Origin of the sequence: Campylobacter sp. IFREMER_LSEM_CL1890 (genome assembly GCF_025772045.1) — a bacterium.
GTDB classification, from domain to species: domain Bacteria; phylum Campylobacterota; class Campylobacteria; order Campylobacterales; family Campylobacteraceae; genus Campylobacter_D; species Campylobacter_D lari_D.
Map to the genome: position 1 here is coordinate 1 of NZ_JAKMRK010000003.1, position 26,663 is coordinate 26,663.

General features: G+C 30.8%; 26 protein-coding genes and 1 tRNA gene. 6 read left to right on the forward strand and 21 right to left on the reverse strand.

Annotation, left to right across the window (positions count from 1 at the left end; genetic code table 11):
* Nucleotides 1-7 precede the first annotated feature (7 nt).
* Genes L8W57_RS01930 through L8W57_RS01955 form a run of 6 tightly spaced genes read right to left on the reverse strand, consistent with a single transcriptional unit; the run spans nucleotide 8 to nucleotide 6,817 of the window.
* A complete protein-coding gene (locus tag L8W57_RS01930; RefSeq protein WP_133319574.1) occupies nucleotides 8-1,663 on the reverse strand; it encodes a galactosyltransferase-related protein in 1,656 nt (551 codons plus the stop codon).
* Nucleotides 1,660-2,616 (reverse strand): KpsF/GutQ family sugar-phosphate isomerase, encoded by a 957-nt coding sequence (locus tag L8W57_RS01935; RefSeq protein ID WP_412175278.1) that lies wholly within the window; start codon nucleotides 2,614-2,616, stop codon nucleotides 1,660-1,662. Before L8W57_RS01935 ends, L8W57_RS01930 begins: the two co-directional genes overlap by 4 nt.
* A gap of 8 nt (nucleotides 2,617-2,624) precedes the next feature.
* Entirely contained in the window at nucleotides 2,625-4,268 is a 1,644-nt protein-coding gene (locus L8W57_RS01940; protein WP_133319575.1) for a polysaccharide biosynthesis/export family protein, read from the reverse strand.
* The gene (locus L8W57_RS01945) at nucleotides 4,268-5,383 is read right to left on the reverse strand and encodes a capsule biosynthesis protein (protein WP_133319576.1); all 1,116 of its coding nucleotides are present in this window, start codon (nucleotides 5,381-5,383) and stop codon (nucleotides 4,268-4,270) included. Before L8W57_RS01945 ends, L8W57_RS01940 begins: the two co-directional genes overlap by 1 nt.
* A complete protein-coding gene (locus L8W57_RS01950) occupies nucleotides 5,373-6,044 on the reverse strand; it encodes an ABC transporter ATP-binding protein (RefSeq protein ID WP_133319577.1) in 672 nt (223 codons plus the stop codon). Before L8W57_RS01950 ends, L8W57_RS01945 begins: the two co-directional genes overlap by 11 nt.
* The gene (locus L8W57_RS01955; RefSeq protein ID WP_133319578.1) at nucleotides 6,041-6,817 is read right to left on the reverse strand and encodes an ABC transporter permease; all 777 of its coding nucleotides are present in this window, start codon (nucleotides 6,815-6,817) and stop codon (nucleotides 6,041-6,043) included. Before L8W57_RS01955 ends, L8W57_RS01950 begins: the two co-directional genes overlap by 4 nt.
* An 81-nt stretch (nucleotides 6,818-6,898) precedes the next feature.
* Here L8W57_RS01955 and L8W57_RS01960 point away from each other — a divergent pair, with 81 nt between their 5' ends.
* Nucleotides 6,899-7,696: a ferritin-like domain-containing protein gene (locus tag L8W57_RS01960; RefSeq protein WP_133319579.1), complete on the forward strand. Its 798-nt coding sequence runs from the start codon at nucleotides 6,899-6,901 to the stop codon at nucleotides 7,694-7,696.
* Nucleotides 7,697-7,699: 3 nt separating this feature from the next.
* Here the strand turns inward: L8W57_RS01960 and L8W57_RS01965 are convergent.
* From L8W57_RS01965 to acpP, 4 genes are all read right to left on the reverse strand, one after another.
* A tRNA-Phe gene (locus L8W57_RS01965) sits at nucleotides 7,700-7,775 on the reverse strand.
* Between the two features lie 68 nt (nucleotides 7,776-7,843).
* The gene (locus L8W57_RS01970) at nucleotides 7,844-8,779 is read right to left on the reverse strand and encodes an acetyl-CoA carboxylase carboxyltransferase subunit alpha (RefSeq protein ID WP_133319580.1); all 936 of its coding nucleotides are present in this window, start codon (nucleotides 8,777-8,779) and stop codon (nucleotides 7,844-7,846) included.
* A gap of 1 nt (nucleotide 8,780) precedes the next feature.
* Complete coding sequence (locus L8W57_RS01975; protein ID WP_263661895.1) at nucleotides 8,781-9,995, reverse strand: beta-ketoacyl-ACP synthase II; 1,215 nt, start codon at nucleotides 9,993-9,995, stop codon at nucleotides 8,781-8,783.
* 26 nt (nucleotides 9,996-10,021) lie between these two features.
* Entirely contained in the window at nucleotides 10,022-10,255 is a 234-nt protein-coding gene (acpP, locus tag L8W57_RS01980; RefSeq protein WP_039617517.1) for an acyl carrier protein, read from the reverse strand.
* A 145-nt stretch (nucleotides 10,256-10,400) separates the two neighbouring features.
* Between acpP and tenA the strand changes: the two genes are divergently transcribed.
* On the forward strand, nucleotides 10,401-11,066 hold the full coding sequence (tenA, locus tag L8W57_RS01985) for a thiaminase II (protein WP_263661896.1): 666 nt from the start codon (nucleotides 10,401-10,403) through the stop codon (nucleotides 11,064-11,066).
* 15 nt (nucleotides 11,067-11,081) lie between these two features.
* Here the strand turns inward: tenA and feoB are convergent, their stop codons facing one another.
* The 7 genes from feoB to L8W57_RS02020 all read right to left on the reverse strand — a co-directional run bounded on the left by feoB (nucleotide 11,082) and on the right by L8W57_RS02020 (nucleotide 19,129).
* Nucleotides 11,082-13,106, reverse strand: coding sequence for a ferrous iron transport protein B (gene feoB, locus L8W57_RS01990; protein WP_263661897.1), 2,025 nt, complete (start codon nucleotides 13,104-13,106; stop codon nucleotides 11,082-11,084).
* Nucleotides 13,106-13,333, reverse strand: a complete 228-nt coding sequence (locus tag L8W57_RS01995; RefSeq protein ID WP_039627920.1) for a FeoA family protein — start codon at nucleotides 13,331-13,333, stop codon at nucleotides 13,106-13,108. The genes feoB and L8W57_RS01995 overlap by 1 nt, the downstream gene beginning before the upstream one ends.
* A 92-nt stretch (nucleotides 13,334-13,425) precedes the next feature.
* Nucleotides 13,426-14,766, reverse strand: coding sequence for an MmgE/PrpD family protein (locus L8W57_RS02000; RefSeq protein WP_263661898.1), 1,341 nt, complete (start codon nucleotides 14,764-14,766; stop codon nucleotides 13,426-13,428).
* Nucleotides 14,767-14,772: 6 nt separating this feature from the next.
* Entirely contained in the window at nucleotides 14,773-16,137 is a 1,365-nt protein-coding gene (purB, locus tag L8W57_RS02005; RefSeq protein WP_263661899.1) for an adenylosuccinate lyase, read from the reverse strand.
* 3 nt (nucleotides 16,138-16,140) lie between these two features.
* The gene (locus L8W57_RS02010) at nucleotides 16,141-17,310 is read right to left on the reverse strand and encodes a trans-sulfuration enzyme family protein (RefSeq protein ID WP_263661900.1); all 1,170 of its coding nucleotides are present in this window, start codon (nucleotides 17,308-17,310) and stop codon (nucleotides 16,141-16,143) included.
* A gap of 13 nt (nucleotides 17,311-17,323) precedes the next feature.
* Nucleotides 17,324-18,763 (reverse strand): C4-dicarboxylate transporter DcuC, encoded by a 1,440-nt coding sequence (gene dcuC, locus L8W57_RS02015; protein ID WP_263661901.1) that lies wholly within the window; start codon nucleotides 18,761-18,763, stop codon nucleotides 17,324-17,326.
* A 3-nt stretch (nucleotides 18,764-18,766) separates the two neighbouring features.
* On the reverse strand, nucleotides 18,767-19,129 hold the full coding sequence (locus L8W57_RS02020) for a Rid family detoxifying hydrolase (protein WP_044598311.1): 363 nt from the start codon (nucleotides 19,127-19,129) through the stop codon (nucleotides 18,767-18,769).
* A 167-nt stretch (nucleotides 19,130-19,296) separates the two neighbouring features.
* Between L8W57_RS02020 and L8W57_RS02025 the strand changes: the two genes are divergently transcribed.
* On the forward strand, nucleotides 19,297-19,971 hold the full coding sequence (locus L8W57_RS02025) for a transcriptional regulator (protein ID WP_133319588.1): 675 nt from the start codon (nucleotides 19,297-19,299) through the stop codon (nucleotides 19,969-19,971).
* A gap of 3 nt (nucleotides 19,972-19,974) precedes the next feature.
* Here L8W57_RS02025 and L8W57_RS02030 read toward each other — a convergent pair whose 3' ends face one another.
* From L8W57_RS02030 to L8W57_RS02045, 4 genes are all read right to left on the reverse strand, one after another.
* Nucleotides 19,975-21,306 carry an anaerobic C4-dicarboxylate transporter family protein gene (locus tag L8W57_RS02030; protein WP_263661902.1) on the reverse strand — a complete coding sequence of 444 codons (1,332 nt, stop codon included), beginning with the start codon at nucleotides 21,304-21,306 and terminating at the stop codon, nucleotides 19,975-19,977.
* A gap of 20 nt (nucleotides 21,307-21,326) precedes the next feature.
* Nucleotides 21,327-22,724 (reverse strand): argininosuccinate lyase, encoded by a 1,398-nt coding sequence (gene argH / locus L8W57_RS02035; protein WP_263661903.1) that lies wholly within the window; start codon nucleotides 22,722-22,724, stop codon nucleotides 21,327-21,329.
* Between the two features lie 172 nt (nucleotides 22,725-22,896).
* The gene (locus tag L8W57_RS02040; RefSeq protein WP_220566807.1) at nucleotides 22,897-23,358 is read right to left on the reverse strand and encodes an ankyrin repeat domain-containing protein; all 462 of its coding nucleotides are present in this window, start codon (nucleotides 23,356-23,358) and stop codon (nucleotides 22,897-22,899) included.
* Between the two features lie 51 nt (nucleotides 23,359-23,409).
* Nucleotides 23,410-24,834 (reverse strand): catalase, encoded by a 1,425-nt coding sequence (locus L8W57_RS02045; RefSeq protein ID WP_263661904.1) that lies wholly within the window; start codon nucleotides 24,832-24,834, stop codon nucleotides 23,410-23,412.
* A gap of 218 nt (nucleotides 24,835-25,052) precedes the next feature.
* Here L8W57_RS02045 and L8W57_RS02050 point away from each other — a divergent pair, with 218 nt between their 5' ends.
* From L8W57_RS02050 to acpS, 3 genes are all read left to right on the forward strand, one after another.
* Nucleotides 25,053-25,691, forward strand: a complete 639-nt coding sequence (locus L8W57_RS02050; protein WP_220566805.1) for a transcriptional regulator — start codon at nucleotides 25,053-25,055, stop codon at nucleotides 25,689-25,691.
* 65 nt (nucleotides 25,692-25,756) lie between these two features.
* Nucleotides 25,757-26,302 (forward strand): flagellar basal body-associated protein FliL, encoded by a 546-nt coding sequence (fliL, locus tag L8W57_RS02055; RefSeq protein WP_133319594.1) that lies wholly within the window; start codon nucleotides 25,757-25,759, stop codon nucleotides 26,300-26,302.
* Nucleotides 26,302-26,658 carry a holo-ACP synthase gene (acpS, locus tag L8W57_RS02060; RefSeq protein WP_220566804.1) on the forward strand — a complete coding sequence of 119 codons (357 nt, stop codon included), beginning with the start codon at nucleotides 26,302-26,304 and terminating at the stop codon, nucleotides 26,656-26,658. Before fliL ends, acpS begins: the two co-directional genes overlap by 1 nt.
* Nucleotides 26,659-26,663: the final 5 nt, after the last annotated feature.

A 26,663-nucleotide genomic window follows, 5' to 3' on the forward strand; every position in this document is an offset into this window, starting at 1 on the left:
AATGGTTTTAGTTTGCATTTTTAAACTTTTTAAAAAATTTAGAATCACTAAAAAAATTATTCGGATTATAAAAAAACTTTCGAAGTAAACGATAAAACTTCGTATGAGAAATTTTAGTTTGCACAAGCTTTAAACCTATATATTTATTAAACATTTTTATAAATGAAAATGATGAAATTTCGTATATAAAAGGCTTATAAATCAAAGAATTTAGACTATATTTGCTTTTTTGAATATCTTTAAAAAATATTTTTTTATTTTCTAGATTTATCTTATAAAATTTTATAATTTCTTGTTCTTTTTTACCAAAACAGTATAAATCATTAATTAAAAAATTTACAAAAAAATCTAAATCATTTTTATCTATATTTTTTTCTACCATAAAATTTAAAATTTTATCATTGTCTTCTTTTGATAAACTTTTTAAATACAATCTTGTTTGCGTTATTTCATCTTGATATAAAGTTTTATCAAATTCTAACATTTTATTTTTGTTACTAGTTATCAAATATGACTCGGGTAAAATTCCTTTTTCAAAATAAAAAATCTCTAAATCTAGCTTTTGAAAAAAATCTAATAGATTTTCATTTTTAATGTGTCCATTGAAAAGCAAAACTTTATGAATTTGTTTTTCCGTGATTATACTTTCGAGTTCTTTTTGGCTTTTGTAAATTAAATTATCTTCATTTATATATATAATATTACCTATATAAGGTAGTATTTCTTTTATGGAATATAATGTTTCCTTGGAATGAATAAATAAAACATTATCTCGGTAAACACTTTTATCGCATAAATGCTTTATAGAATGTGATTTAATATTTGATATATGTTTATAAAATCTTTGATGATTTTTATGTTTATTATCCATGTAACCATTTTGATTTGGTTCATCATGATGAAAATGATATAAATACACCCCATGAAAACTTGCTTCATATCCAAGTAAAGCAAACCAAGCTCTAAATCCTTCAAAATTTTTAAAATTCCAATTTCTTGCATCATAGTTTAAATTAGCTGGTATTTGCTCTAAATCAATACAAGAGTATAAAATTCTTGCTAAAAGATCAAAATCCTCATATCCGTGGCCTATAAATTGCTCATCATTTCCACCAAGTGTTAAAAATTTATGCCTATTAATCACTATACTAGAAGTAGAACTTGGAGCAAAAAATTTGATCCACTCTTTTTTTCCGCTAATTAAATCATTTTTTATCAAACCATCCCATAATTTTTTATCTTGAGTATAAATAAACTCGTTACCCTTTTGATTTAAAAATACAACTGGTAAAGACAAAATATGATTTGGTTTTAAGGATATTTCTTTGATATCAATAAGATCTAAAATATACTCTAAAAATTGTTGTGATAAATAATAATCCACATCTAAAAACATCACAACATCTGAATTTGCAAAAGATGCACCAAGGTTGCGGCATTTTCCTTGGGAGAAAAAATCTTTTTGACTTTCATCTTTATGATAAATATGCCCATTTTCTTTGATAATACACTTTAAATCATTTTCTAAAGAAGAATACCCTTCAACAAAAATATATTCAACTCTATCATCACTTTTAAACTCACATGCTTTTTGAATAACACGATCTTTTATATAAATTCTTTCCTTACTTAAACCAAAAGGTATAACAATGGAAAGCTTCACACATTACCTATCGCATAAAGTTGTATAATGCCTACTATTTTTTCATCTTGAGTGACAACTATTTCTTTAATTTTATGTTTTAGCATAAGCTCTTCTGCCTCGCTTGCCATAGCACTTGCTTCTATGGTTTTTGGACTATCGCTCATGATTTCTTTAGCTTTAAAATCAAATCTTGGCTTACCGTTTGCCCTTAAAGCTCTTCTTAAGTCCCCATCTGTGATGATTCCAACTAGTTTTTCATTCTCAAGTACTATACAAAGCCCTAACTTACCACTAGTCATCACATCAACCAACTCATTAAATTCACTCTCAGGGCTTACCATAGGTAGATTATTTGACACCATCAAATCACCCACCCTAGTCAAAAGCTTTCTACCCAAGCTTCCTCCTGGGTGAAATAAAGCAAAATCATCAGGTCTAAAATTCCTTGCTCTCATCAAAGCTACTGCTATAGCATCACCCATAGCTAAAGTGGCCGTAGTAGAAGAAGTTGGAGCAAGCTGAAGTGGGCAAGCTTCTTTTTTTACTGCTATGTTTATAAAAATATCTGCTTGTTTAGCTAAAGTAGAATTTTGATTTCCTGCCATGACGATCAAAGGAATTTTTCTTTTTTTAATCACAGGTATAAGTTTTAAAACCTCTTCAGTTTCTCCTGAATTTGAAATAGCCAAAAGCACATCCTCGCTTGTAAGCATACCAAGATCTCCATGCAATGCTTCGCCCGGATGCATAAAAAAGCTCGGGGTACCTGTACTAGCTAAGGTTGCAGCTATCTTAGCCCCTATATGACCTGATTTACCCATACCGCTTACTACACATCTACCTTTGATAGATAAAATCAACTCAATGGCTTTATTAAAACCTTCATCTAAATTATCACATAAATCTAAAATCGTTTTTGACTCTATCTCAAAAACTTCTTTGGCTATTTTAATCGCATCTATTTGGCTCATCTAAATTCCTATATATTTAACACTACATTAGTTGCAATAGCTATTTGATATAAAATTTGTGTTAGCATGCTAAAAATTTGGAGATTTTGACTATCTACTTTTGGTAAAACTAAAATAGAATCTCCCGCTTTTATATCTGCTGAACTTCTACCGCTGTATTTAGTTGCTTTACCATTAGCATTAATTACTAAAACTCTTGATATATCAGCCCTATCGCTAAAACCACCCGCTAGGTTAATATAATATCTTAATTTTTCTTTATCCATATATACAAATGCACCTGGTATAGAAACTTCACCTTGAACCAAAACAAGATTATTTTTACTAGGTACATTTACCACATCACCTTCTTCTAATACTATAGAATTATACGCTTTGACATTGTCTATAACGATTTGTCCTTTTGGTTGAGCTTGTTTTGCACGCGCAATAAATTCTAAAATCGTTTTAGCTTGAGTAGCTCTAATGCTAGCTTGCTCAGCATTAACTGAAGAACTTGTTAGAGCTAGTGTTTCAAGCTCTTTAAGTTGGGCTTCAATAAGTTGTTTTTGGGTAGCTGCTACACTTTTTCTAAAAACTTGTAAAGCATTAATGTTTGATTGATCATTAACTGTAATCATTTTAGCAAGTTCAGCCAAGGTTGTACCCTTTTTTATCACTACTGAGTGCAAACCACTATGCTCACCTTCTATACTAATACTAATATTTTGCGCAGTATAATCAGGTCTAAATTCTATCTCATCGCCATTGTATAACTTCACACCTAAAAACTGCTTTTTGCTGTAAGCATCCACATGTAATTTATGATCATCTCTATAGCTTTTTACCACAGCATTAGTTACTATAGGTTTAGCTCCTGCAACTTTGGCTATATCTTCTAAATTTAAAATATCATTACTTAACTCAAATCTAAAAGGCTTTTGCACATCTCCTTCAACAAAAACATACTTTTGCACACTACCCACTAAGATCACATCACCCATTCTAAAAGGAAAAAGATCAAGCTGACCCTTAAGTAAAAAATCATACAAGTCTACTTTTTTAATGACTTTATTATCTCTTAAAATTTGAATATCTCTAAAACTACCATATTCTAGATTAATACCGCTTGCTTTATCTAAATACTGTATAATAGAATCTGAACTTAATCCTTGATAAAGGCCTGGTTGATTTACATTTCCTGTAACAAATACCGATACATTTTGATAAATATCCATATCCGCATATACATAGACATTGCTTTTATAAATTTTATTAATAGCTTTTGTAATAACTTGTACCAAAGCACTATTTTTCACACCCAAAAGATTAATCGCACCTACTTTTGGTATAAAAATATTTCCTTGAGAGTCTACTGTTAAGGTTTGTATAAACTCTACCGCACCCCAAATTTTTACATTAATCCTATCGCCTACTGCTAGTTTATAATCAGGATTATAAACATGTTGAGTAAATTTAGTAAAGTTTCCATTAAACAAATGCGCACCAAAAACTTTAGTATTTATAATTACTGTTTTATTTAAATCACTTTGTAAAAATTTTTTATCTTGAATTTGCTTTATACTATCTGCTTGTGTTTTTGCAATTTGAGAAACATCTACTGCTGAAAATAAAAACAAAGGTAAAAGTAAAAGTAAAAATATCTTTCTCATTAGTATCTATGCTCCTCTATAATCATTTTAATAAATTTAACAATTCCATAAATCAAAGATAAAACCATAAAAGCTGTGAGTATATTATACAAAGCTTCTGGATATTTAGCACTTTGAGGTAAGCTTGGACTTTGAACTATAACCACCTGCTTTATCTTTCTTAAGGCCTCTATCCTAGCACTCTCATAAGCTTTTAATGCAGCTGTGTAAGCACTTTCTGCAAAACCTGCCTCTATGGTTAGATCTTGGAATTTAGCTGCAAGATCGTTAAGTTTTTGAGAGGATTTTGGGGATGAAACTTTGGATTTTTCTTTTTGAAGTTGTTTTTTTAAGGCTGTGATTTCACTTTTTATAGTAACAATTTGTGGTGCATTATCATTTATATAACTTTGCATCATTAAAAGCTCAGCTTCTTTGGCTGCTATTTTTGATTCAAGTTCAGCTATGAGTTTTAGAGTGCCCTCTGCTTGTTTGAGTGGATCAAATACCCCATATTTATTTTGAAAAGCTAAAAGCTCATCTTTAGCCTTTTGATATCTTTTTTTAAACTGCAAAAGTTCTTCTTCAGCAAATTGCATTTGATCTCTTGCGGCTTTGTGTGAAATTTCATTGATAAATTTTTCACTTTCTTTAACTATAGTTGAAGCTATCAAATGTGCACTTTGTGGATCAAAACCTTCAACTTCTACACGCAAAAGCCCATTAGCTGAGTTTTCTTGAGTAATTTTAACACGGTTTTGATAATACTTTAAAAACTCTTCCTGATTGGCTGATGAGGAAATACTATAAAAAAAATCAAGTTTTTGTTTTTGATATAACTCACGAATTTGAACTTTTTCTTCTAAGATATTTAACATATCTAAAGAATGAATATAAGATTTTAAATAATTAATATCCTCGCTTGAAAAAGAATTATTAGTCAAAAATGCAGCAATTCCAGTAATAGCTCCGCTATCTCCTGTCGTTGATTTCACACTTAAAACACTTTCACTCACATAGCGATTTGCTGCTATAAAAACATAATAAAATACAACAAATGCTGTCAAAATCAACACTATTTTAAAAGAATTAAGTATCTTTAAATTTTTAAGTTTTTTTAATAAGTCATTTTGCATTTACTTTTCCTTGATATACCGCTATACCCTCATCTACATCATCATATATAGTAGCTTGTCCATCTTGCATGAATATAATTTTATCACACCATTGTTTAATTTCAGCTACATTATGCGAAACCATAATAACTTTTGACCTACTTAATTTTTCTTTATAGATTTTAGAGCTTTTTTCTCTAAATTTAGGATCTCCCACAGCACCTGCTTCGTCAATTAAATAATAATCAAAATCAAAAGCCATACTTAAGCCAAAAGATATTCTAGCGCTCATACCAGCTGAGTAAGTATTCATAGGCTCATCGAAAAATTTTCCAAGCTCGGCAAAATCTTCAACAAATTTAATCTTTTCCTCTAAAGCCTTTCCTTTATAACCATATACTCTAGCTACAAAGCGTGCATTATCTCTTGCTGAAAGTCTGTGTTGAAATGCGCCTGCCAAACCTAATGGCCAAGATAGTTTTTTATTAGTTATAATCTTACCTCTATCAGGAAGCAAGGAGCCGCTTAAAAGTTTCATTAAGGTTGATTTTCCAGCACCATTGCGTCCCATTAAACCTATACTGCAATTTTCAGGAAATTCAAAACTTAAGTTTTTAAAAACATAATGCCTTTCACCATTACGTAAAGGAAAAGATTTTGTTAAATTAACTAATTTTATCATCGCACCGCTATCAACTTTTCTCTAGTAAAATAATAAAAAAACAATCCCAAAAACAAAATCACACTCAAACATGCAATAGGATAATAGTAATTATAATCATCAAGTAATGGATAATTTTGAAAAAAATTATATTTTAAAAGTTCCATAATATGTAAAAGTGGATTGTAATATAAAATGTCTAAAATAGGTTTTGGAACTATCCATATAGGAAATACCACCAAAGCTGTCCAGTATAAAACTATATTTAAATAATTTAAAGCCATTTTTAAAGGCTCTGCAAAATGTCCTGCTATAGCAAAACACATCCCCATAGCAAAGCCAAATACCACAAGCAAAAAAAACGAAAACATCACTTCTAGAAAATGCTTAGGTATAACTTGCATATGCAAAAACCAACCTGCTAAAAACATTACACAAATAAAAATAGTAAAATAAATACAAAATTCAAGCATAGCCCTAGCAATAAATACATGTATAGGGCGAATAGGTTTATAAGCAAATAAAGTTAGATTAGAACTAATACCATTTAAAAGCTGATTAATAATGCTTCTAAACATAAAAAAAGGTATAATCCCTACTGCTAAAAATAAAAAGATAGAAACACCTTCAGGCATGATTTGATGATGAAATTCTCTAATAGCTGTTATAATAGAAGTGATTACCAAAACTACCATCATAGGCTCTCCGATTACCCAAAAATAGCCCAAATATTTATTAATACCAAATCTTGTCTTTAACTCTCTAAAAAAAAGAGCATGTATGACATTAAACATATTTTTAGCAAACCTTTTTAAATTTTCAAAATTTTTATATTATACTTTTTTATCTTATATAATATTTAACAAGGTTTAAAAATGAAAAGAAATTTTTTTGAAGAATTAGAAAAAATTTTATATCACAAAGATATTTTTAAAAAGATTGAATTATTTAATGAATTTTATGAAAATTTTAAAACTAATTTATATGATTTTAATCATTCACATGAAGCGATCATTTATGAAAACTCACAAGTTAAAATCCTTCATCCTATGAAAATAAGGCGTCCAAAAGAGGCAAATAGTACTTCATCTTTAGCTAAAATATTACATTCAGTTGCACATATAGAATATAGTGCTATAAATTTGGCCTTAGATGCTAGTTATAGATTTAAAAATTTGCCATTGAAATTTTATCAAGATTGGCTTGAGGTAGCTGATGAGGAAATTAAGCATTTTTTGCTTTTAGAAAAAACTTTAAATGAACTTGGTTTTAAATATGGAGATTTCTATGCCCATGATAATCTTGAAAAAGCCTTATTTTTAACCAAAGATAATCTTGCTCACAGAATGGGCATAGTGCATAGAGGACTTGAAGCAAAAGGACTTGATGCCAATCCTTTTGTCTTAGAAAAATTAAACACAACTAATCATCCTATAAAAAGTTTATTCAATGAAATTTTTACCATTATATTAAATGATGAGATTAAACATGTAAATAAAGGAGATTTTTGGTGGAATTATGCAAAAAATGAAAATGATGATTACCTTGATCTTTGTGCCAAATATAAAGAATTTAATCTTTTAGGAAAAGTATATAATAAAACAGCTAGAATACAAGCAGGATTTAGTGAAAATGAACTTCAAAAATTAGATGATTTTTATAATAGAAAATGAAGATGGTGGTTAGAGGCAGAATCGAACTGCCGACACGCAGATTTTCAGTCTGCTGCTCTACCGACTGAGCTATCCAACCACTGAATTGAAGTTGTAATTATACAATAGTTTTTTTAAAAAAAGTTGAAATTTGCATAAAAATGCAAATCATTCAGCAAAAGCACCAAATTTAAAGATTTTTTGCATTCTTAATGCGGCTAATTCGCGTTTATCGTATTGTTCTAACTCTTCTATAGCTTTTAAGATATAATCACTTAAATTTTTAATCGCATTTTCTTTATCTCTATGAGCTCCACTCATTGGCTCTTCGATAACATCATCTATTAAACCTTGAGTTTTTAAATCATCAGCAGTTACTTTCATCGCCTTAGTAGCAGCTTCACTTTTTGATGGATCATTCCATAAAATAGCAGCACAACCCTCAGGTGAAATCACAGAAAAAACTGAATTTTTCATCATAGCAAGTTTATCAGCTACTCCTATAGCCAAAGCACCACCACTTCCACCTTCACCTATAACTACTGCTATAGTGATTGTTTTAAGGGCGCTTAACTCGTATAAATTTCTAGCTATAGCCTCACTTTGACCACGCTCTTCAGCACCCACTCCTGGGTAAGCACCTGGAGTATCCACTAAAAATAACACCGGTATGTCAAATTTTTCAGCCATTTTTGCTACTCTTAGAGCTTTTCTATAACCTTCAGGATGAGGCATACCAAAATTTCTATGAAGTTTATCTTTAGTACCTCTACCTTTTTGCTCACCTATAACAATAATTTTTTTCCCACCTATATAACCTGCATAACACACAATAGCAGGATCATCTCTAAAAGCACGATCACCATGAATTTCATAAGCATCACTTAGTATAGCTTGAATATAATCAAGCGCATAAGGACGATCAGGATGTCTTGCAAGCTGTAAGCGTTGGTAATCGCTTAAATTTTTATAAACTTTTTGAGTTTCTTTTTCAAGGTTTTTTTCTAAAATTTTTACTGCTTCATCATCACCTTTGATTTTAGCATTTGCTAAATCTTCATCAATTTGCTGAATATTTTTTTCAAAATCTAAATAAGAAGCCATATTAATCTACTTTTTTGAAAATCACACAACCATTTGTTCCACCAAAACCAAAAGAATTGCTCATTACAACATTAACTTCGCTTTTTCTTGCAGTATTTGGTATATAGTCAAGATCGCAATTTTCATCTGCTACGATTTGATTGATAGTTGGCGGTAATACACCTTGATCAAGTGCCATTAAAGAAATAACAGCTTCAATAGCACCAGCAGCACCTAAACAATGTCCTGTTTGACCTTTTGTAGAACTAACTAAAGGAATTTGATCTTTGAAAAGTTCTTTAATAGCTGCTGTTTCATTTTTATCATTTACTGGAGTAGAAGTTCCGTGTGCATTAATATAATCTACTTTTGGATTTCCTGCCATTTTTAAGGCTTTTTTCATAGCACGCAATGGCCCTTCTAAAGTAGGTGAAGTGATATGATGTGCATCTGCACTTTCGCCAAAACCTACCAACTCAGCATAAATTTTAGCTCCACGCTTTTTAGCAGCCTCATACTCTTCAAAAACCAAAGCACCAGCACCTTCACCCATCACAAAACCATCTCTTTCTTTATCAAATGGCCTTGAAGCTTTAGCTGGATCATCATTTCTAGTAGAAAGAGCTTTCATAGCAGCAAAGCCACCTATACCTACAGCACAAATAGCTGCTTCAGCTCCCACTACAAGCATTTTATCTGCATTGCCTAAAGCTATGCTTTTATATGCTTCGCCTATAGCATGAGTTCCTGCTGCACAAGCAGTCACGCATGAGATATTTGGTCCTTGTAATCCATGCTCGATTGATATAATTCCACCAAGCATATTAACCAAAGCTGATGGTATGAAAAAAGGAGTTATTTTGCGTGGTCCACGCTGTGCGCAAGTAACGGAATTTTTTTCTATATTTGGTAAACCACCTATACCAGCTGCTGAAACTACACCAAATTCTTCTTTGTTTAAAGTTTCATCAAATTTAGCATCTTCCATAGCTTCTCTTGCTGCTTTAATACCAAGTTGTATAAAACGATCTATTTTTTTAACCTCTTTAGCATCGCAGACACTTAAAGGATCAAAATTTTTTACTTCAGCAGCAATTTGCACTGGAAAATCAGTGGTATCAAAAAGGGTGATTTTATCAACGCCACTTTTGCCATCACAAATTGCTTTAAATGAGCTATCTTTGTCTAAGCCAAGAGCATTGATCATTCCTATACCTGTTACTACAACGCGTTTCAAACCGCACTCCTTATTAAAAATTAAAATTATTTTTGAAGATTTTCTATATAATTAACAACATCTTCAATTTTTACTAGTTTTTCAGCATCACTGTCTGGAATTTCTACATCAAATTTTTCTTCTAAAGCCATAACTAATTCAACAACATCCAAAGAGTCAGCACCCAAATCTTCAATGATTTTAGATTCCATTTTAACTGCATCTTCATCAACACTAAGTTGCTCAACAACTACTTTTTTTACATCATCAAAAATTGCCATTTTTATCTCCTAGTTTAAAAAATTAAAACGCATTTTACAATAAAAAAATAAATTTCTTGTTTAAAAAGTTAAAAATTAAAGATTATTACGAAAAATTTAATTATCTGTGTTTAAATAAAAGCTTAAATTTTAGCAAAGGAAATTTATGCTTTTGGATAAACTTGCAAAAGAAAATAAAAAAACTTGGGAACAATACATCCATCATGAATTTGTAAAAAAACTTCAAAATGGTACTTTAGAAAAAGATACATTTTTGTTTTATCTTAAACAAGATTATATCTTTTTAAATAATTATGCAAAATGCTATGCCCTGCTTGCTTTAAATGCAAATAACGCTAAAGAAATTCAATTTGCTATTAAAAATCAAAACTACACTTTAGAAGGAGAATTGGAACTTCACAGAAGTATTTTAAAACTAGGCATTGATGTAGAAAAACTTGACTATAAAGATGAAAGTTTAACTAATATTGCTTATACAAGATACTTACTAAGTGTGGGACAAAATGGAGATTATTTGGATATGCTGTGTGCTTTGAGTGCTTGCGCTATAGGTTATGCATATATAGGGGAAGAAATTTATAAAGGACTTAGTGAAAAAAGCTTAGAAAATCATCCTTACAAAGAGTGGATTTTAACCTATGCAGGTAAAGAATTTCAAGATGAAATTAAAGAATTTAAAGACTTTTTTAATTCTTATGCAAATAGCATTAGTGAAGAAAAATTTAAAAAATTAAACGAAATTTTTTATACTACTATAAGACTTGAAACGGCCTTTTGGCAACACTCTTTAGAGCAAAAAATGGAAATTTAATCATCATAAAGATGATTAAATTATCAATTTAGCAATATTAATCCCAAAAAAAGCGATCAAATACGCACATAAAGATGTAAATATAAAAAGATACCATGCATATTTTTTATTTCCTGCTTCTTTAGCAAAAACTATAGTTGCTGCAAAGCAAGGATTATAAATCATAACAAAAAGTATAAAAGCTACTGCTGTGCTAAAAGGGATGTTTTCTTTTATAGCCTCTTGTAAATTTAAACTTGTCTCATCAACTTCATCACCTAAAGAATAAAGCACACCCATAGTAGAAATCATCACTTCTTTAGCCGCCAAACCACTTACCAAAGATACACTAAGTTTCCAATCAAAGCCAAGTGGTGCAAAAATGGGCTCTATTGCTTTGCCAAATTGTCCAAGATAACTATTTTCTATCTGAAGTTCTTGAGTTAAAGCATCTTGAGTATTATTTTTTTGTGCAGGAAAATTACTCGCAAACCAAATAAGCAAAGAAGCTATCAAAATAAATGTTCCTGCTTTTTTTAAATACATTTTGGCTTTATTAAACACCATAAACCATACCAAATTCCAATTTGGCATTCTATATTTTGGCATTTCCATTACAAAAGGTTCATCTTGCCCTCTAAAAGCGCTCATTCTTAAAATCTTAGCTGCAATCAAACCCAAAAACGCACCCAAAAGATAAATCCCAAAAAGATAATTTCCCGCCACATCAGTAGAAAAAAACACTCCAACAAAAAGCACATATACAGGAAGTCTTGCGCCACAACTCATAAAATTAATAATAAAAAGAGTTAATAATCTATCTTTTTTATTTTTTAAAGTTCTTGTAGCCATAAATGCAGGTACTGAACAGCCAAAACCCGTGATTAAAGGGATAAAACTTTTACCATGTAAGCCAAATTTGTATAAAATTCCATCTAATAAAAATGCAACCCTAGCCATATATCCAGTTGTTTCAAGCAAGGCTATACCAAAAAATAAAATCATAATATTTGGTAAAAAAGTTATAACCGCACCAACCCCACCTAAAACACCATCAGCTAAGGCTGAAGCGATAAATTCATTGCTAATATTATTTTTTACCATATCACCTAAATTAGCAAAAAACATTTCTATATAATCCATAGGGATTTGACCTAAAGTAAAGGTTAGTTGAAATAAAGCCCACATAAAAAACAAAAATATAGGAATTCCTAAAAATTTATTAATTAAAATAGAATCTATTTCTTTAGTATGATTTTTATACTTAACACTCTTGCTTAAAACCTTAACACATATACCATTTGCAAAAGCAATCAGCTCTTCTTTAAAAATACTTTCCATATCTTTGCTATGATATGCCATATAAATTTTTTCTAAAGCTTCATCAAGTATTTTCCTCAAAGCGTGCGAAATGACTATATTAACTTCATTTTTAAGCAAAGCTATCGCTAAATCTTTTGTAGAAAAATCTAAATAAGTAATTTCATTTTGATTTAAAAATTCACTTATTTTTGCAAGTTCTTCTTCTATAATATCACTATAAACACGCTCTTTGGCTTCAAATTTAGCTTCATAGGTTGAAATGATTAAATCCAAAAGTGCATTTAGATTTTCTTTAGTTTTAGCGCACACGCCAAGACAAGGTGTATTTAGAAGTTGGGATAAAATTTTAAAATCTATACTAAAACCTTCATTTTTAGCTTCATCTTGCATATTTAAAGCCATAATCATTTTGATTTTAGCTTCTATTAAAGATGCACTCAAAATCAAATTACGCTCTAAATTTGTAGAATCAAGCACATTTACTACAAGATCAAATTTACCCTTTTTTAAAAAATCTTTTGTAATTTTTTCTTCTTCGCTATAACCATCTAATGCATAAGTTCCTGGTAAATCTATAAATTTAAACTCATAATTTTTATAAACTAATCTAGCCTCAGCCTTTTCAACCGTAACACCGCTAAAATTTCCAACTTTCATATTAGCTTTGCATAGTGCGTTAATTAATAAACTTTTACCAACATTTGGCTGACCTACTAAAGCAACGATGATTTCTTTCATTAAAACTCTTTTGAAATTTGTATTATTTTTGCTTCACTTGAGCGTAAAATCACGCAAGTTGTATCAAGTTCTACCATAATAGTAGAATTTGCTATAGAAGAGCGAATTTTTTTAACTTTTTTGTTTTTTGCAAAACCAAAACTAAAAAGTCTTGCTTGGAGTTGTTTATCTGCTTCAAAGCCTACTATAAAGGCTTCTTCATTGTCTTTTAATGTATCTAAAGTCATGTTTTTCCTTACAAAAACTAAGATAAGACATTATATAAAAAATTCAATTATTTATTTTTTAAAATAATAAGCAATCTCAAAAAATGAGATTGCTAGAAATCAAAATCATTTAGATTTTCTAAATTTTGAAGCTTTTTGACTAATTCCTCAGCCTTTTCTAAAGAAAGTGCTATGCTAGCATTAGAAAGAAATTTATCTTTTAATTCATCAAAACTTAAAGGATTATCAAAATTTCCTTTATTTATAAACACATCTTTTTTAATTACTCTTCCATCATTTAAAACAGCTTCTAAATGTCCTGGAAAGTATTTAGGGAAACAGCTAGATTTTTTCTTCTCATAGCTAATTTTTTTAGCAAATTCTATTAGTTCAGCTCTATTTAAATTTTCATAAGATTTTAAAGTAATTTTGCCATCAAAAAACGCTAAAGCCATTAAAAAAGGCATGGAAAATTTGGCCGCATAAGCACTTTGTGGAGTGTATTTTGCTTCTATTGGATCACAGATAAATGAAATTGGCACTTCATCTACAAAGCAATGCAAACTTTTGATATCTTGCGCTTTTAAGCCATCGTTCCTTAAACTCATAGCACAATCAATAAGCCCATGTGCAAAATGACAACTTGGATAAGGTTTTAACGAAACTTGCATTACTTGCCAAATTTCATTTAAACCCTTACAAAGTTCATTTTTATCACATTCATCTTCTAAGCCAAAAGTTCTAAAGACATTATCCCTTCCTTCAAATATACTCAAAGGACCGCTCATATTAGCTTTTGCGAAATTTGCTACTAAAATTCCATTTTTCAAAGCATTAGCTATGTGTAAAACTTTAGAATTAGACCCATTAGATAAAAATTCATTTACCCCGCTTGCAAAACTTCCTGCTAAACCTAGCGCATTGATGATTTGTTCTTTGTTTAAATCAAGCAAAACACAACTTGCAGCCACACTACCAAAAATTCCTGCTATAGCTGTAGTATGAAAGCCGCATTTGTGGAAACTTCCTTTGCTTGCTATACCCACTCTAGCAGCAATTTCCCAACCAATAATAAAGGCTTTTAAAACTTTCTTTCCATCTTTACTTACACTAAATCCATAAGTTAAACAAAGTGGAGTTAAAATAGCACTAGCGTGCAGAATAGCTTCAGTATGAGTATCATCAAAATCAAGGGCATGCGCTGCAATAGCATTTACCATCGCAGTATAAATTACATCAAGCTTTTTATCCCCACTCCAAATTTTTTCACTAGGATTTACACTTAAAGTTTCAAAAGTCTTAGTTGCATTTAAAACACAAGCTTCATTTTTAGCAGCTAGGGCTGTTCCTAGTGCATCAAGCATAAGCTCTTTTGCTCTTTGCTTTACTTCACTAGGAATAGCTTCATAGTCTAAATTTACGATAAATTCGGCTAGTTTTTCACTTAAATACATTTTTTCCTACTTTAGAATTGGTGCATTAGCGATTTTTTCTAAGAACTCATCAACTAATTTTGGTGCATAACCTACATAAGTTGTAGCATCCATTAAAACATCAATGTCTTTTTCACTTAAAACCTTACTTACACGCTCATCTTCAAGCAAAACAACTTTAAAAGTTTTATGATTTTCTATACCTCTCATAGCATTTTCATAAACAATTTCATGTGCATGTTGCTTACCATAATGATCACTCAAAGCAAACATCACGCGTTCTGCCAATACAAAGCCATTAAGCGTATCAAGATTTTTTAACATTTTGTCTTTTTTAACTTCTAAATCATCAAAGACAAATTTCATATTTGCTAATACCACTGAAAGCATTAAAAATGCTTCTGGTAAAAGCTTCCATTCCATTTTCCAAACTTGACCATCTCTTTCATGCTCATGTCTTTCTATATCACTTAAAATTGCAATATTAGCTCTTAGGGCATTACTTACAGTCACTGCGTTTTCACTTACTGCGGGATTTCTTTTATGAGGCATAGTAGAACTTCCTACTTGACCTTTTCCAAAAGGCTCAGCAATTTCATCGATTTCATTATGAGCTAAAATTAAAAGTTGATGTGCTATTTTGTTAAAGGTTGCGTTGATATTACCTAAAACATAACCAAGTTCAATAAAACGATCTCTTGCTGGTTGCCATGAGATGTCAGGAACTTCTAAACCTAAACTTTCTAAAGTAAGTTTTTCTACTTCATCAGCCTTGTCACTTAAGCTTGCTTTAGTTCCCACTGCACCTACGATTAATCCTACATATAATCTTTTTTCAAGTTCGATAATTCTTTCATAGTGGCGATTAAGCTCACTTAGCCAAATTGCAACTTTGTGTCCAAAAGTTATAGGTAAAGCTTGTAAAGCTAAGGTTCTTCCCATCATTGCAGTGTTCTTATGCTCTTTTGCGATTTTTGCTAAATTTTTAGCTATATCTTTTAAATCTTGCTTGATTAAAGTCATAGCTTCTTTAAATTGTAAAACTATGCCTGTGTCAATGATATCTTGCGTTGTTACACCAAAATGTACATATTCACCAAGACCATTTTCACAAGCTTTTTCCAAGCCACGCACAGTAGGCACTAAAGGGTGTTTAGTCTTTTTAAACTCAGCAAAAATAAAATCCATATCCATAAATTTATAATGAGCCTTTTTAGCTATTTCTATAGCTGCTTCATTAGGGATAATACCAAGTTTTGCTTGAGCTTTTGCCAGGGCAGCTTCTACATCAAGCCATTTTTGAATTCTATTTTCTTCACTAAAAATAGCTCTCATTGCAGGAGTGCTCCAAGAATCTTGAAGCAACCTCATATCAAATACACTCACACCCATGTTTTATCCTTTAAAATTTATTTTTTCAAATGCTTGTTTTAAATCAGCAATCAAATCCTTACTATCTTCAAGACCTATATGAAATCTCACAAAAGGCCCTCTAGCGCTCCAATCTGTTGCCGTTCTTGGTGGAGTAGTAACAGTAGCTAAACTCTCATATCCACCCCAGCTTGCACCGATTGAAAAATACTCTAAATTATCTACAAACTTAATAGCTTGTTCTTTTGAAATACCATCTGCAAATTCAATCGTTACCATACCATTAGCGCCTTTATGATCACGCATAAAAACTTCATGGTTTGGGTGAGTTTTTAATTTTGGATAAAAAATTGTTTTAACTTCTTTTCTACTTTGTAAAAACTCTACCACCTCATCTGCACTTTTTTCATGTGCTTTCATTCTTACATCTAAAGTTCTCATACCACGAAGCACTAAATAAGCATCATCAGGACTTGTAGTAAATCCTAAAGCTTCTGGTAATTTATCAAAATTTTTCCATTCTTTTTCATTAATCACTACTATACCCATAGTAACATCTGAATGCCCGCTTAAGTACTTAGTCGCTGCAATTACTGAAATATCTGCTCCAAGCTCAAGCGGATTTAAAAAATACCCGCTTGAATAAGTATTATCAATCGCTACTGGTATGTTATGTTTGTGCGCAATTTCGCAAAGTTTTGGTAAGTCTATGATTTCATAAAGTATAGAACCTGGGCTTTCACAAAGGATTAATTTTGTGTTTGGTTTGATTTTTTCCTCTACATCAGAAGCATCAGCTTTTAAAAAGTCAATTTCTACACCCATTTTAGTTAAAAATAAATCACAAATTGTTCTAACAGGTCCATAAATAGCATCAGTGATTAAAAAATGAGCATCTTTACTAGCATAATTTAAAAGCACCATAGCTAATGCTGCAAGCCCTGTTGGGAAAAGTTGTGCTCTATAACCACCCTCAAGCTCACAAATAAGTTTTTCAAGTTCAAAATTTGTAGCTGTTCCTCTAGCACCATAACTCAAAACACGCTCATTTTTTCTTAGCTCGCGGTATTTTTGCCAAGTAGCATGATCTTTAAAAAGTATGGTTGATGCACGCATTAAGGTTGGATTAACTGATCTTGCTTCAGCGCTTTGATCGCCTCTTCCTAGGTGGATTAATTTAGTTTTATTATTCATTTTAAGTCCTTTTTTACAAATAAACATAAGTCATAATCACATTAACAATAGCAGCTACAAGCATAGGAATAGCTGTTCTTTTTACAACTTGCAATGGATTTACTTTAGCCATAGCTGAAATTGCCAAAATAGCTGGTGCAATAGGTGAAACACATCTACCAAAACCTGTCATGATTTGGATAGGTGCTATCATAGTTATAGTTTCAACTCCAAAAGATTTTGCTATATTTGGAATGAGTGGTGCAAAAGAAAAAAATGCTGCATTTCCTGAACCCATTAAAAATGCGCACACAGCAAGTAAAATAGAAACTGCTATGATGATAGCAAGTACTCCAAAACCTGCATCTTTTGCAAAGTCTATTAAAGTATCTACAAAACCAACCGATAAAAGGCCACTTGCAAAAACTTGGCCACAAACGATCAAAGAAACTGTGATTACAAACAAATGTCCCATACCTTTGAAAAATACCATGATAGAATTTAAAGTATCAATTAAACTTTTATAACGAATGATTTCAAAAATAATTGCTATAAAAGTTGAAATCATCATAGCAACTGGCACATTCATCCTAATTGCAGTAGATGAAGCTGCTTTAACTTCTTCCATGGTAGTAAATCCTATTAACACCATAATGCTATCTAAAACACTACTAAAGCCCAAAATTAACACTAAAGGTATAATAGGTAAAATCGCATAAATTCTAGGTGGTTTTTTAAGCTCTTCACTTTTGCCATCATGTTCTGCTAATTCTTTTTCAACATCATCACGGTTAAATGTGAAATTTTCTTTTTTATCAAAATATTTTGAGCAAAAATAAATCGCAATACCCACTGCTATGATAATAGGCACAGTTGTAGGAAGCTGATAATGCACAAAATATACCGCAGGATCAATTTCAGCTGTTTTTGCAGCTAAAATTACATTACCACTTCCTGGGCCATGGTCAATGTATTGACAAATAGCAATAATCGAAAGCGCAGAAAGCTTAGAAACACCTGAGCGCACTAAAATAGGGTACATTGTAACCATAAGCAAAAGTGCTAAACCTGCATGTGAAGGTATAAAAAGCACTAAAAACTGGATCACAAAATATGAAACCAACAATAAAACATAAGGTGATTTCACAGCTTTTAAAGGTCTTTCAAATACTTTAAATAAAGCATAACTTGCACCTACATGATCCATATAAGCAGAAAATCCTGCTATACACATTAAAGTAAGTCCAAGACCTGCTAGAGTACTTGACATTTTAGTATTTACTACTTGGAAAATATCAAAAAGACCTAAATGTAAAGATTGTTTTTCATTAATAATTGGAGAAAGTCCAAAAATTCCTGCTAAAGCTAACAAGAATAAACCACTTAAAAGCAACGCTATGTGGGCGTTGATTTTTTTATAGAGCATAAAAACAAGTAAAAATACAGAACATCCTGCAAAAAATAAACCCAACATGCTCTATCCTTTATGAGCAATAACCTCTATCTCCACTTTTGCTCCTTTAGGAAGATCTTTTACCGCAAAAGCACTTCTTGCAGGATATGGAGCTGCGAAAAATTCAGAATAAACCTCATTGAAAGCCAAAAAATCATCAATATTTGCCAAAAAGCAAGTCGTTTTAACTACATTATTAAAATAAAGATTATTTTCTTCTAATATAGCCTTGATATTTAACAATGATTGTCTTGTTTGTTCTTTTACATCTTCACTTTCTATGTTTCCACTTTGTGGATTAATAGGAAGTTGTCCTGAAATAAATAACAAACCATTAGCTTCTCTATAAGCTGAATATGGTCCTATAGCCTTTGGATAATTTGCCATGTATACTCCTTGTGTTTAAATGAAATCATAATATAATATTATCATCATAATAATAAATTGTCAATATTTTTTTATCATAATAATAATTTTTTTTATTGTTGTAAATATTAACAACTTTGATGAAAATATTTTGTAAAATAACAAAAAACAACAAAAAGGTCTAGATCATGGATGAACAACAAAAAGAATTATTTATCAAACTCACTCAATTTTTAGGGCAAGTTCTTGGAGATCAGTATGAAATAGTTTTTCATGTGATTTCACCTGAGGGTTCATACATAGCAGCCATTGCAAATAATCATATTAGCGGAAGGACAATCAATTCTCCATTAACCTCTTTTGCGAGTGAGCTTGTACAAGAAAAAGAATATTTAAATAAAGATTTTTTATGTGATTACAAAGCAAAGGTTGGAAAGTCTAAGATCGTTACTGGATCAACCTTTTTTATAAAAAACCAAAATAAAATTGTAGGAATTTTATGTATAAATCACGACACCACAGAACTTAGAAATGCTATTAGTAAAATCATAGAACTAGAAAAAATTAATGATTTTAGTGATTTATTAGATATTCACAATCAAAACAATGTAAATTTACACAATGTGAGTAATATAGAAACACTTAGTCATTCTATAGAAGATATTCTAGCTGAAAACATAGACTTAAAATATTTAAATTCAGGATATAGCTTAAGCACTGAACAAAAAGATGAGATTATTAAAAAGCTTCATTCAAAGGGAATTTTTAATATAAAAGGAAGTATACCTATAGTTGCTAAGTCACTTAATATATCAGAACCTAGCGTCTATAGATATTTGCAAAAATTTAAAAATAGCCTTTAATAGCTAAAAAACTATTTGCGATATAAAATAAGCACTCACAACAGCACCAATGATTAAAGCAAAACCTGGTCTTAAATAAGAGTGATTGATCACAAATTTTCCTATTTTTGTTGTGCCTGCTCTATCAAAAGCCACACAAGCTATTTGATTAGCTCCTGGAACTATAAAATCTCCACTCACACAAGGATAAAGCACGATAAGAATTTGAGGAGGAATTCCCAAACTCACACCCAAGGGCATCAAAGCAGCTACTGTTGCAGCTGGAGAAAAAATCACCATAGAAAAGGCAAATAAAGCCACGCCAAATAAATACGGATAATCTTCTACAATATGTGATAAAGAATCACTAAATAAAGGCTTGTAAGCTTCAAAAAATGTCCCTGTCATCCAAGCTATACCAAAAACCCCTACAACGCCTATAAGTCCTGATTTAAATACAGAAGCTTCACCAAGTTTATTAGCAGGAACTTTAGCAAAAAGCATAATTAAACAAGCTGTTGCAAGCATGATCATTTGAATTAAATTTGGGGTAGAAAGTCTTTCTATTTTACCATTTGCAAGCTCATAGTGAGGTAACAAATTTGTAAAAGTCCCAAAGAAAATAATGGTTAAAATCCCCAAAGCAAATATTAATAAAGCTCTTTTTACTTTAGGATCTGTTTCTTGTTTATCTTCTTGTTTATCTTGAGTTAAAAACTGATATTCCCCTGCTCTTACTCTTCTTTGAAATTCCTCATCTTGCTCAAGCTCTTTTCCTCTTTTAAAAACGCTCAAACAAGCACATATAACACCAATTAAAAATGCTGGCATTACCACAGCTAATATTTGAACAAGTCCTACACCACTAATGGCTAAAATGGCTACCATACCTGCAGTGGCTGCACTCATAGGAGAAGCTACCACTGCAATACCTGCTGCTATAACTGAAACTGAAAGTGGTCTTTCAGGACGAATTTTAGCTTGAGCAGCTACTTCAGCAATCACTGGATAAATAGAAAAAGCTACATAAGTAGTACCACAAAATATTGTAAATGTGGATGTGATTAATGGGCCCATAAAAACAATAGCTTGAGGTTTTTTCTTTAATGCTTTTTCAGCTATTTTTACTAGCAAATCAAGCCCGCCTGCGCTTTGCAAAACACTCACGCAAGTAATCACAGCAAGTATAATAAACACAACACTCACAGGAAGTGAAGCTGGTTGCATACCAAAAACTAACACCAAAATACACATACCAAGCCCACCTGCAACCCCAAGTCCTATACCACCATATCTACCACCTATGGCTATCATAGAAAAAATAATAAAAAGTTGAAGTATAAAAATAATATCCATCTAATCTTCGCCCTTATTGTTTATTTTTTACATTTATCCAACAATTCTTTTGCATGTTCAATTTGCTCTAATACCACTTTTGTTCCTGTACCACCATAAGAAAGTCTTGCGTCTATACAAGTTTCTAAAGCAATTGCTTCATAAATATCTTCTTGGATATTTTCATTAAATTGATGGAATTCTTCCATGCTAAGCTCTTCAAGCATTTTTCCATGTTTAATACAATAGTTCACAGCACCACCAACTATACTATGAGCTTCTCTAAATGGTATATTTTTTCTTACTAAATAATCAGCCATATCTGTAGCATTTGAAAATCCTTTTGCAGCTGCTGCTCTTGTATTATTAGCATTTACTTGCATTTTTTCTATCATAGGAGTTATAATTTTTAAACTTGCCATTAAAGTATCCATAGAATCATAAACTTGAGCCTTATCTTCACTCATATCAGTATTATAAGCTAATGGAATACCTTTCATAATAGTTAGCATTGCCATAACATTACCATACATTCTACCTGTCTTACCACGCATTTTTTCAGCTACATCAGGATTTTTCTTTTGAGGCATTATGCTTGAACCGGTACAAAAATCATCACTTAATTCTATAAATTTAAAATCTTGACTTGAAAAAAGTATAAGCTCTTCACAAAAACGACTAAGGTGCATGAAACACATTGCAGCAATAGCAGTAAATTCAACCATATGATCTCTATCACTTACACTATCAATGCTATTTTCTGTTGGTTTAGTAAAGCCTAGTTCTTTGGCACAAAAATGTCTGTCTATATTAAATGTAGTTCCACCAAGTGCAGCTGCTCCCAAAGGACACTCATTCATTCTTTTATATAAATCCTCAAAACGAGAATAATCCCTACTTAACATCCAAAAATACGCCATAATCCAATGTGAAAAAAGCACTGGCTGGCCCGTTTGCAAATGCGTATAACCTGGCATAATAGCTTTGATATTTTTTTGAGCTTGATGGACGATTTCTTCTTGCAAAGTAGTAATTTGAGTTAATACTTCTTTAATAACTGCTCTCATATGAATTTTTGAATCAAGAGTAGTTTGGTCATTTCTACTTCTTGCGGTGTGAAGTTTTCCACCTACTGGACCTACGATTTGTGTCATTCTTTTTTCTACAGCCATATGAATATCCTCATCAGCTATATCAAAAACAAAGGTTCCATTTTGAATTTCTTCTCTAACTTGTTCTAAGCCCTTAATGATAGTTTTTGCTTCATCGTCTTTTATAATACCTTGTTTTGCAAGCATGATGCAGTGAATTATACTACCTTGTATATCAAAAGGAGCAAGTCTTGGCTCAACTGGTAGTGAAGCAGTATATTCTTCAACTAATTTATTTGTAGGTAAATCAAAACGCCCACCCCATAATTTTTCTGTTTTGTTAGACATTTGTTATCCTTTCATTAAAAAATTAGGGGTAATTTTATTTGAATTTATTTTAATTTAGCTTAAATTTTTTATTTCTATAATAAAAAATTTTAAAAATTTATAATTTAATAATAGAATTTTTTGATAATTTTAAATAAATAAAATATATTTTTAATATATTATAAATTATTAACTATTTTTTGAAAATTTTTAATACACTAAAAGCTATTTTTTTAAGAAAACTTTTTTTAGAATTCTTTGTTAAAAATTCTACTATATCTCTATGCCCAAACATCAACGCAAAAGTAAAAGGTGTCATACCAAGACCATTGTTTTCATCAATATTTGCTCCATGTTCTACCAAAAGCTTACACATAGGTAAATATCCTTTAAAACACACCCCTGCTAATGGAGTTTGCCCTCTATCATTTTTCTCATCTACCCTAGCATTATTTTCTAGTAAAAACTTAGCACATTCATAAGCATTATGATAACTTGCAAGCATTAAAAGACTATCGCCTTTATGATTTTTTAAATTCACACTCAAACCTGCTTCTATCATAATCTTTAAATTTTGTAAATCATTTTGTCTTGCGTAATCAAAAGCCATAGTGCAAAGCTCTTGAATTCTTTTTTCTTCTTCATTACTAAACATATTTTTCCTTTATAATCTTTAGTTTGCCACTTTTAAAGTGGCAAGTAAAAATTACATTTTCAAAGCTTTTTTAACGCCATTTGCATATTCACTTGAAATTTTTTCAAAATGACTTAATGCTCTAGCAATAATTTTTTTATCAACCCCACTCATAGAAGCAGCGATATTTTTAAATAATTGCTCTTTTTGATCTTGATTCATTATATCAAACAAGGCTCTTGGTTGGGTGTAAAAATCATTATCAAGTGGAGCATATCTTTGCGCATTACCTTCAAGTGCTAAGTCAGGCTCTAGGTAATTTTTATCTTCTTTTGGACTATCATCATAACTATTTGGTTCATAATAAGCAAGGCCATTTTTGTAAGTGTCAAAATTCATAGCACCTGCTACATTATAAGTATTTACTTCACTTTTTGCACGATTAACTGGTAATAAATGATAATTTGTCCCTATGCGATATCTGTGTGCGTCAGGATAAGAAAAAATTCTAGCTTGCAACATTTTATCAGGACTAAAACTAATACCAGGAACAATATTGCTTGGACTAAATGCAGCTTGTTCTACTTCATTAAAGTAATTTTGTACATTTTTATTAAGTACTAATTCGCCTACTTCAATTAAAGGCACAATACTATGTGGCCAAACTTTAGTTAAATCAAAAGGATTAAAACCTAATTTTTCTGCTTCATCTTCTTTTAAAACTTGAATTTGGAAAGTCCATTTTGGAAAATCTCCTTTTTCAATAGCTTCATATAAATCTCTTTGATGACTTTCTCTATCATTTGCTATTAAATTTGCCGCTTCTTCGTTGGTTAAATTTTTAATACCTTGCTTGGTTTTAAAATGAAATTTCACCCAAAATCTTTCGTTTTTATCATTAATCAAACTATAAGTGTGACTTCCAAAACCATGCATATGACGATAGCTTGCAGGAATTCCTCTATCACTCATTAAAATAGTAACTTGATGTAAGCTTTCAGGACAAAGGCTCCAAAAATCCCATGCAGCATTATTGCTTCTTAAATGAGTTCTTGGATCTCTTTTTTGAGTGTGGATAAAATCAGGAAATTTATATGCATCTCTTATAAAAAATGTCGGAGTATTATTACCTACTAAATCCCAATTTCCTTCTTTAGTATAAAATTTAATAGCAAAACCTCTTACATCTCTTTCTGCATCAGCTGCACCTGCTTCGCCTGCAACGGTTGAAAATCTTATAAATAAAGGTGTATTTTCTCCAAGCTGTAAAACTTTTGCCTTGGTGTATTGAGAAATATCTTTAGTGATTTTAAGCTCCCCATAAGCACCGCTCCCTTTTGCATGAACAGTTCTTTCTGGAATTCTTTCTCTATTTTGATGGGCAAGTTTTTCTAACAAAATATAATCTTGCATTAAAAGTGGACCCTTAGCACCTGCGCTTAATGAATTTTGATTATCGGCTATGATATTTCCGAAATCATTGGTTAGTTTTTTCATCTTTTCTCCTTTTTATAAATAATAATTTTTATTATTTGATAAATTATATCCCTATATTATTAAAATAAAATTAAACAATAAAAATTATTATTTTTGAAAAAATAATCTTTTTTTAAGCATAATTATTTTTATTTTGTATTAAAATTGTTGAAAAATAAGAATAAGTACTCTTATTTTAAATATTTTTACTACAAAATTAATAAAACAAGGAGAGTTTAATGGATAAAGAAACAAGAACTTACTATATTAAATTAGTGAAATTTCTTGCTGATGCTTTGGGAAGAAATTATGAAATAGTTTTGCATGATGTAAGTGAAGATGGTACTAATATAGCAGAAATAGCTAATAATCATATTAGCAAAAGAACTATAAATTCACCTCTAACAGGCTTTGCTATTGAAATGATTAAAAACAAAATCTATTTAGAGCGTGATTATATAACACATTATAAAACTTCAGCTAAAAGCTCACAAGTAATGTCAGGCTCTACTTTTTTTATTAAAAAAGATGAAAAACTTGAAGGTTTGCTTTGTATTAATCATGATACTTCAGCATTTAAAAAAATCTCTGATGAAATTTTAAATCTTGGAAATATTTATGATAATTCTTATGAAAGTCCTGAACAAGAAAATAAAGAATACATAAAACTTGATTTAGAAGAAATCGTTGAAGATATTACGGGGATAGATATTGAAAGTTTTAAAAATAAAAGTTTAAAACCGAAGGAAAAACAAAAAATGATAGCTAGTTTATATGAAAAAGGCGTATTTAATGTAAAAGGTGTTATTCCTAAAGTTGCGGAGCTTTTAAATATTTCAGAACCTAGTGTTTATAGACATTTACAAAAGATTAAATAATCATAATTTAAAAAAAATATAATTTTTGATACAATAACATTTTAAAATTTTATAAAAGGAAAAATATGGCTGATGATATGATGGATGAACAAGGTGAATCAAAGAAAAAAGGCGGGAATACTTTAGTAATCATTATCGTTGTATTTTTATTTGTATTTTTACTTGTTATTGTAGGAGCAATTGCTTATCTAATGTTTAGTGGCGGCTCTGAAGAAAATCCTACCCCGCAAACCGAAGAAAGCGCACAAGTTGCACAAGCTCCTAAAAAAACAAATGCAGTAGCAGCTAGAGGGAGTGATTATGCAAATATTGGCGTGATGTATCCTTTAGCACCTTTTACGCTAAATTTATTAAGTGATGGTGGATCAAGATATGTAAAATGCACCATTCAACTTGAACAAAATGTTGAAACATTAACTCCTGAACTTGATAAAAAAGTTGCTATTATTAGAGATATTATCATTAGAACTTTAACATCAAAAACCTTTGAAGAAGTAAGCACTACAAAGGGTAAAGAAAGATTAAAAGATGAATTAACCGGCAAGATCAATGAAGTTTTAACTGATGGTTTTATCAAAAATATTTATTTTACCGACTTTGTAGTATCTTAATGATAGGCTGTGACATAGTCGTATGCTCTCGCATAGAAAAAATTTATGAAAGACATAAAACACTTTTCTTGGATAAATTTTTGTCCAAGAAAGAGCAAAGTTATATAAAAAATACCAACACTTTAGCCGGATTTTGGGCTATTAAAGAAGCTGCCTCTAAGGCTTTGGGGGTTGGAATTTCTAAAGAATGTTCTTTTTTTGACATCATCATCTCTAAGGATGATAAAAATGCTCCACACATTAGTTTTTCTCAAAAAGTCATGCAAGAATTCAAAATTAAATCAGCAAGTGTAAGCGTAGCACATGATGGGGGTTTTGCTATAGCAGTAGTAGCTATAGAAACTAAGCAAGGTTAAAACCT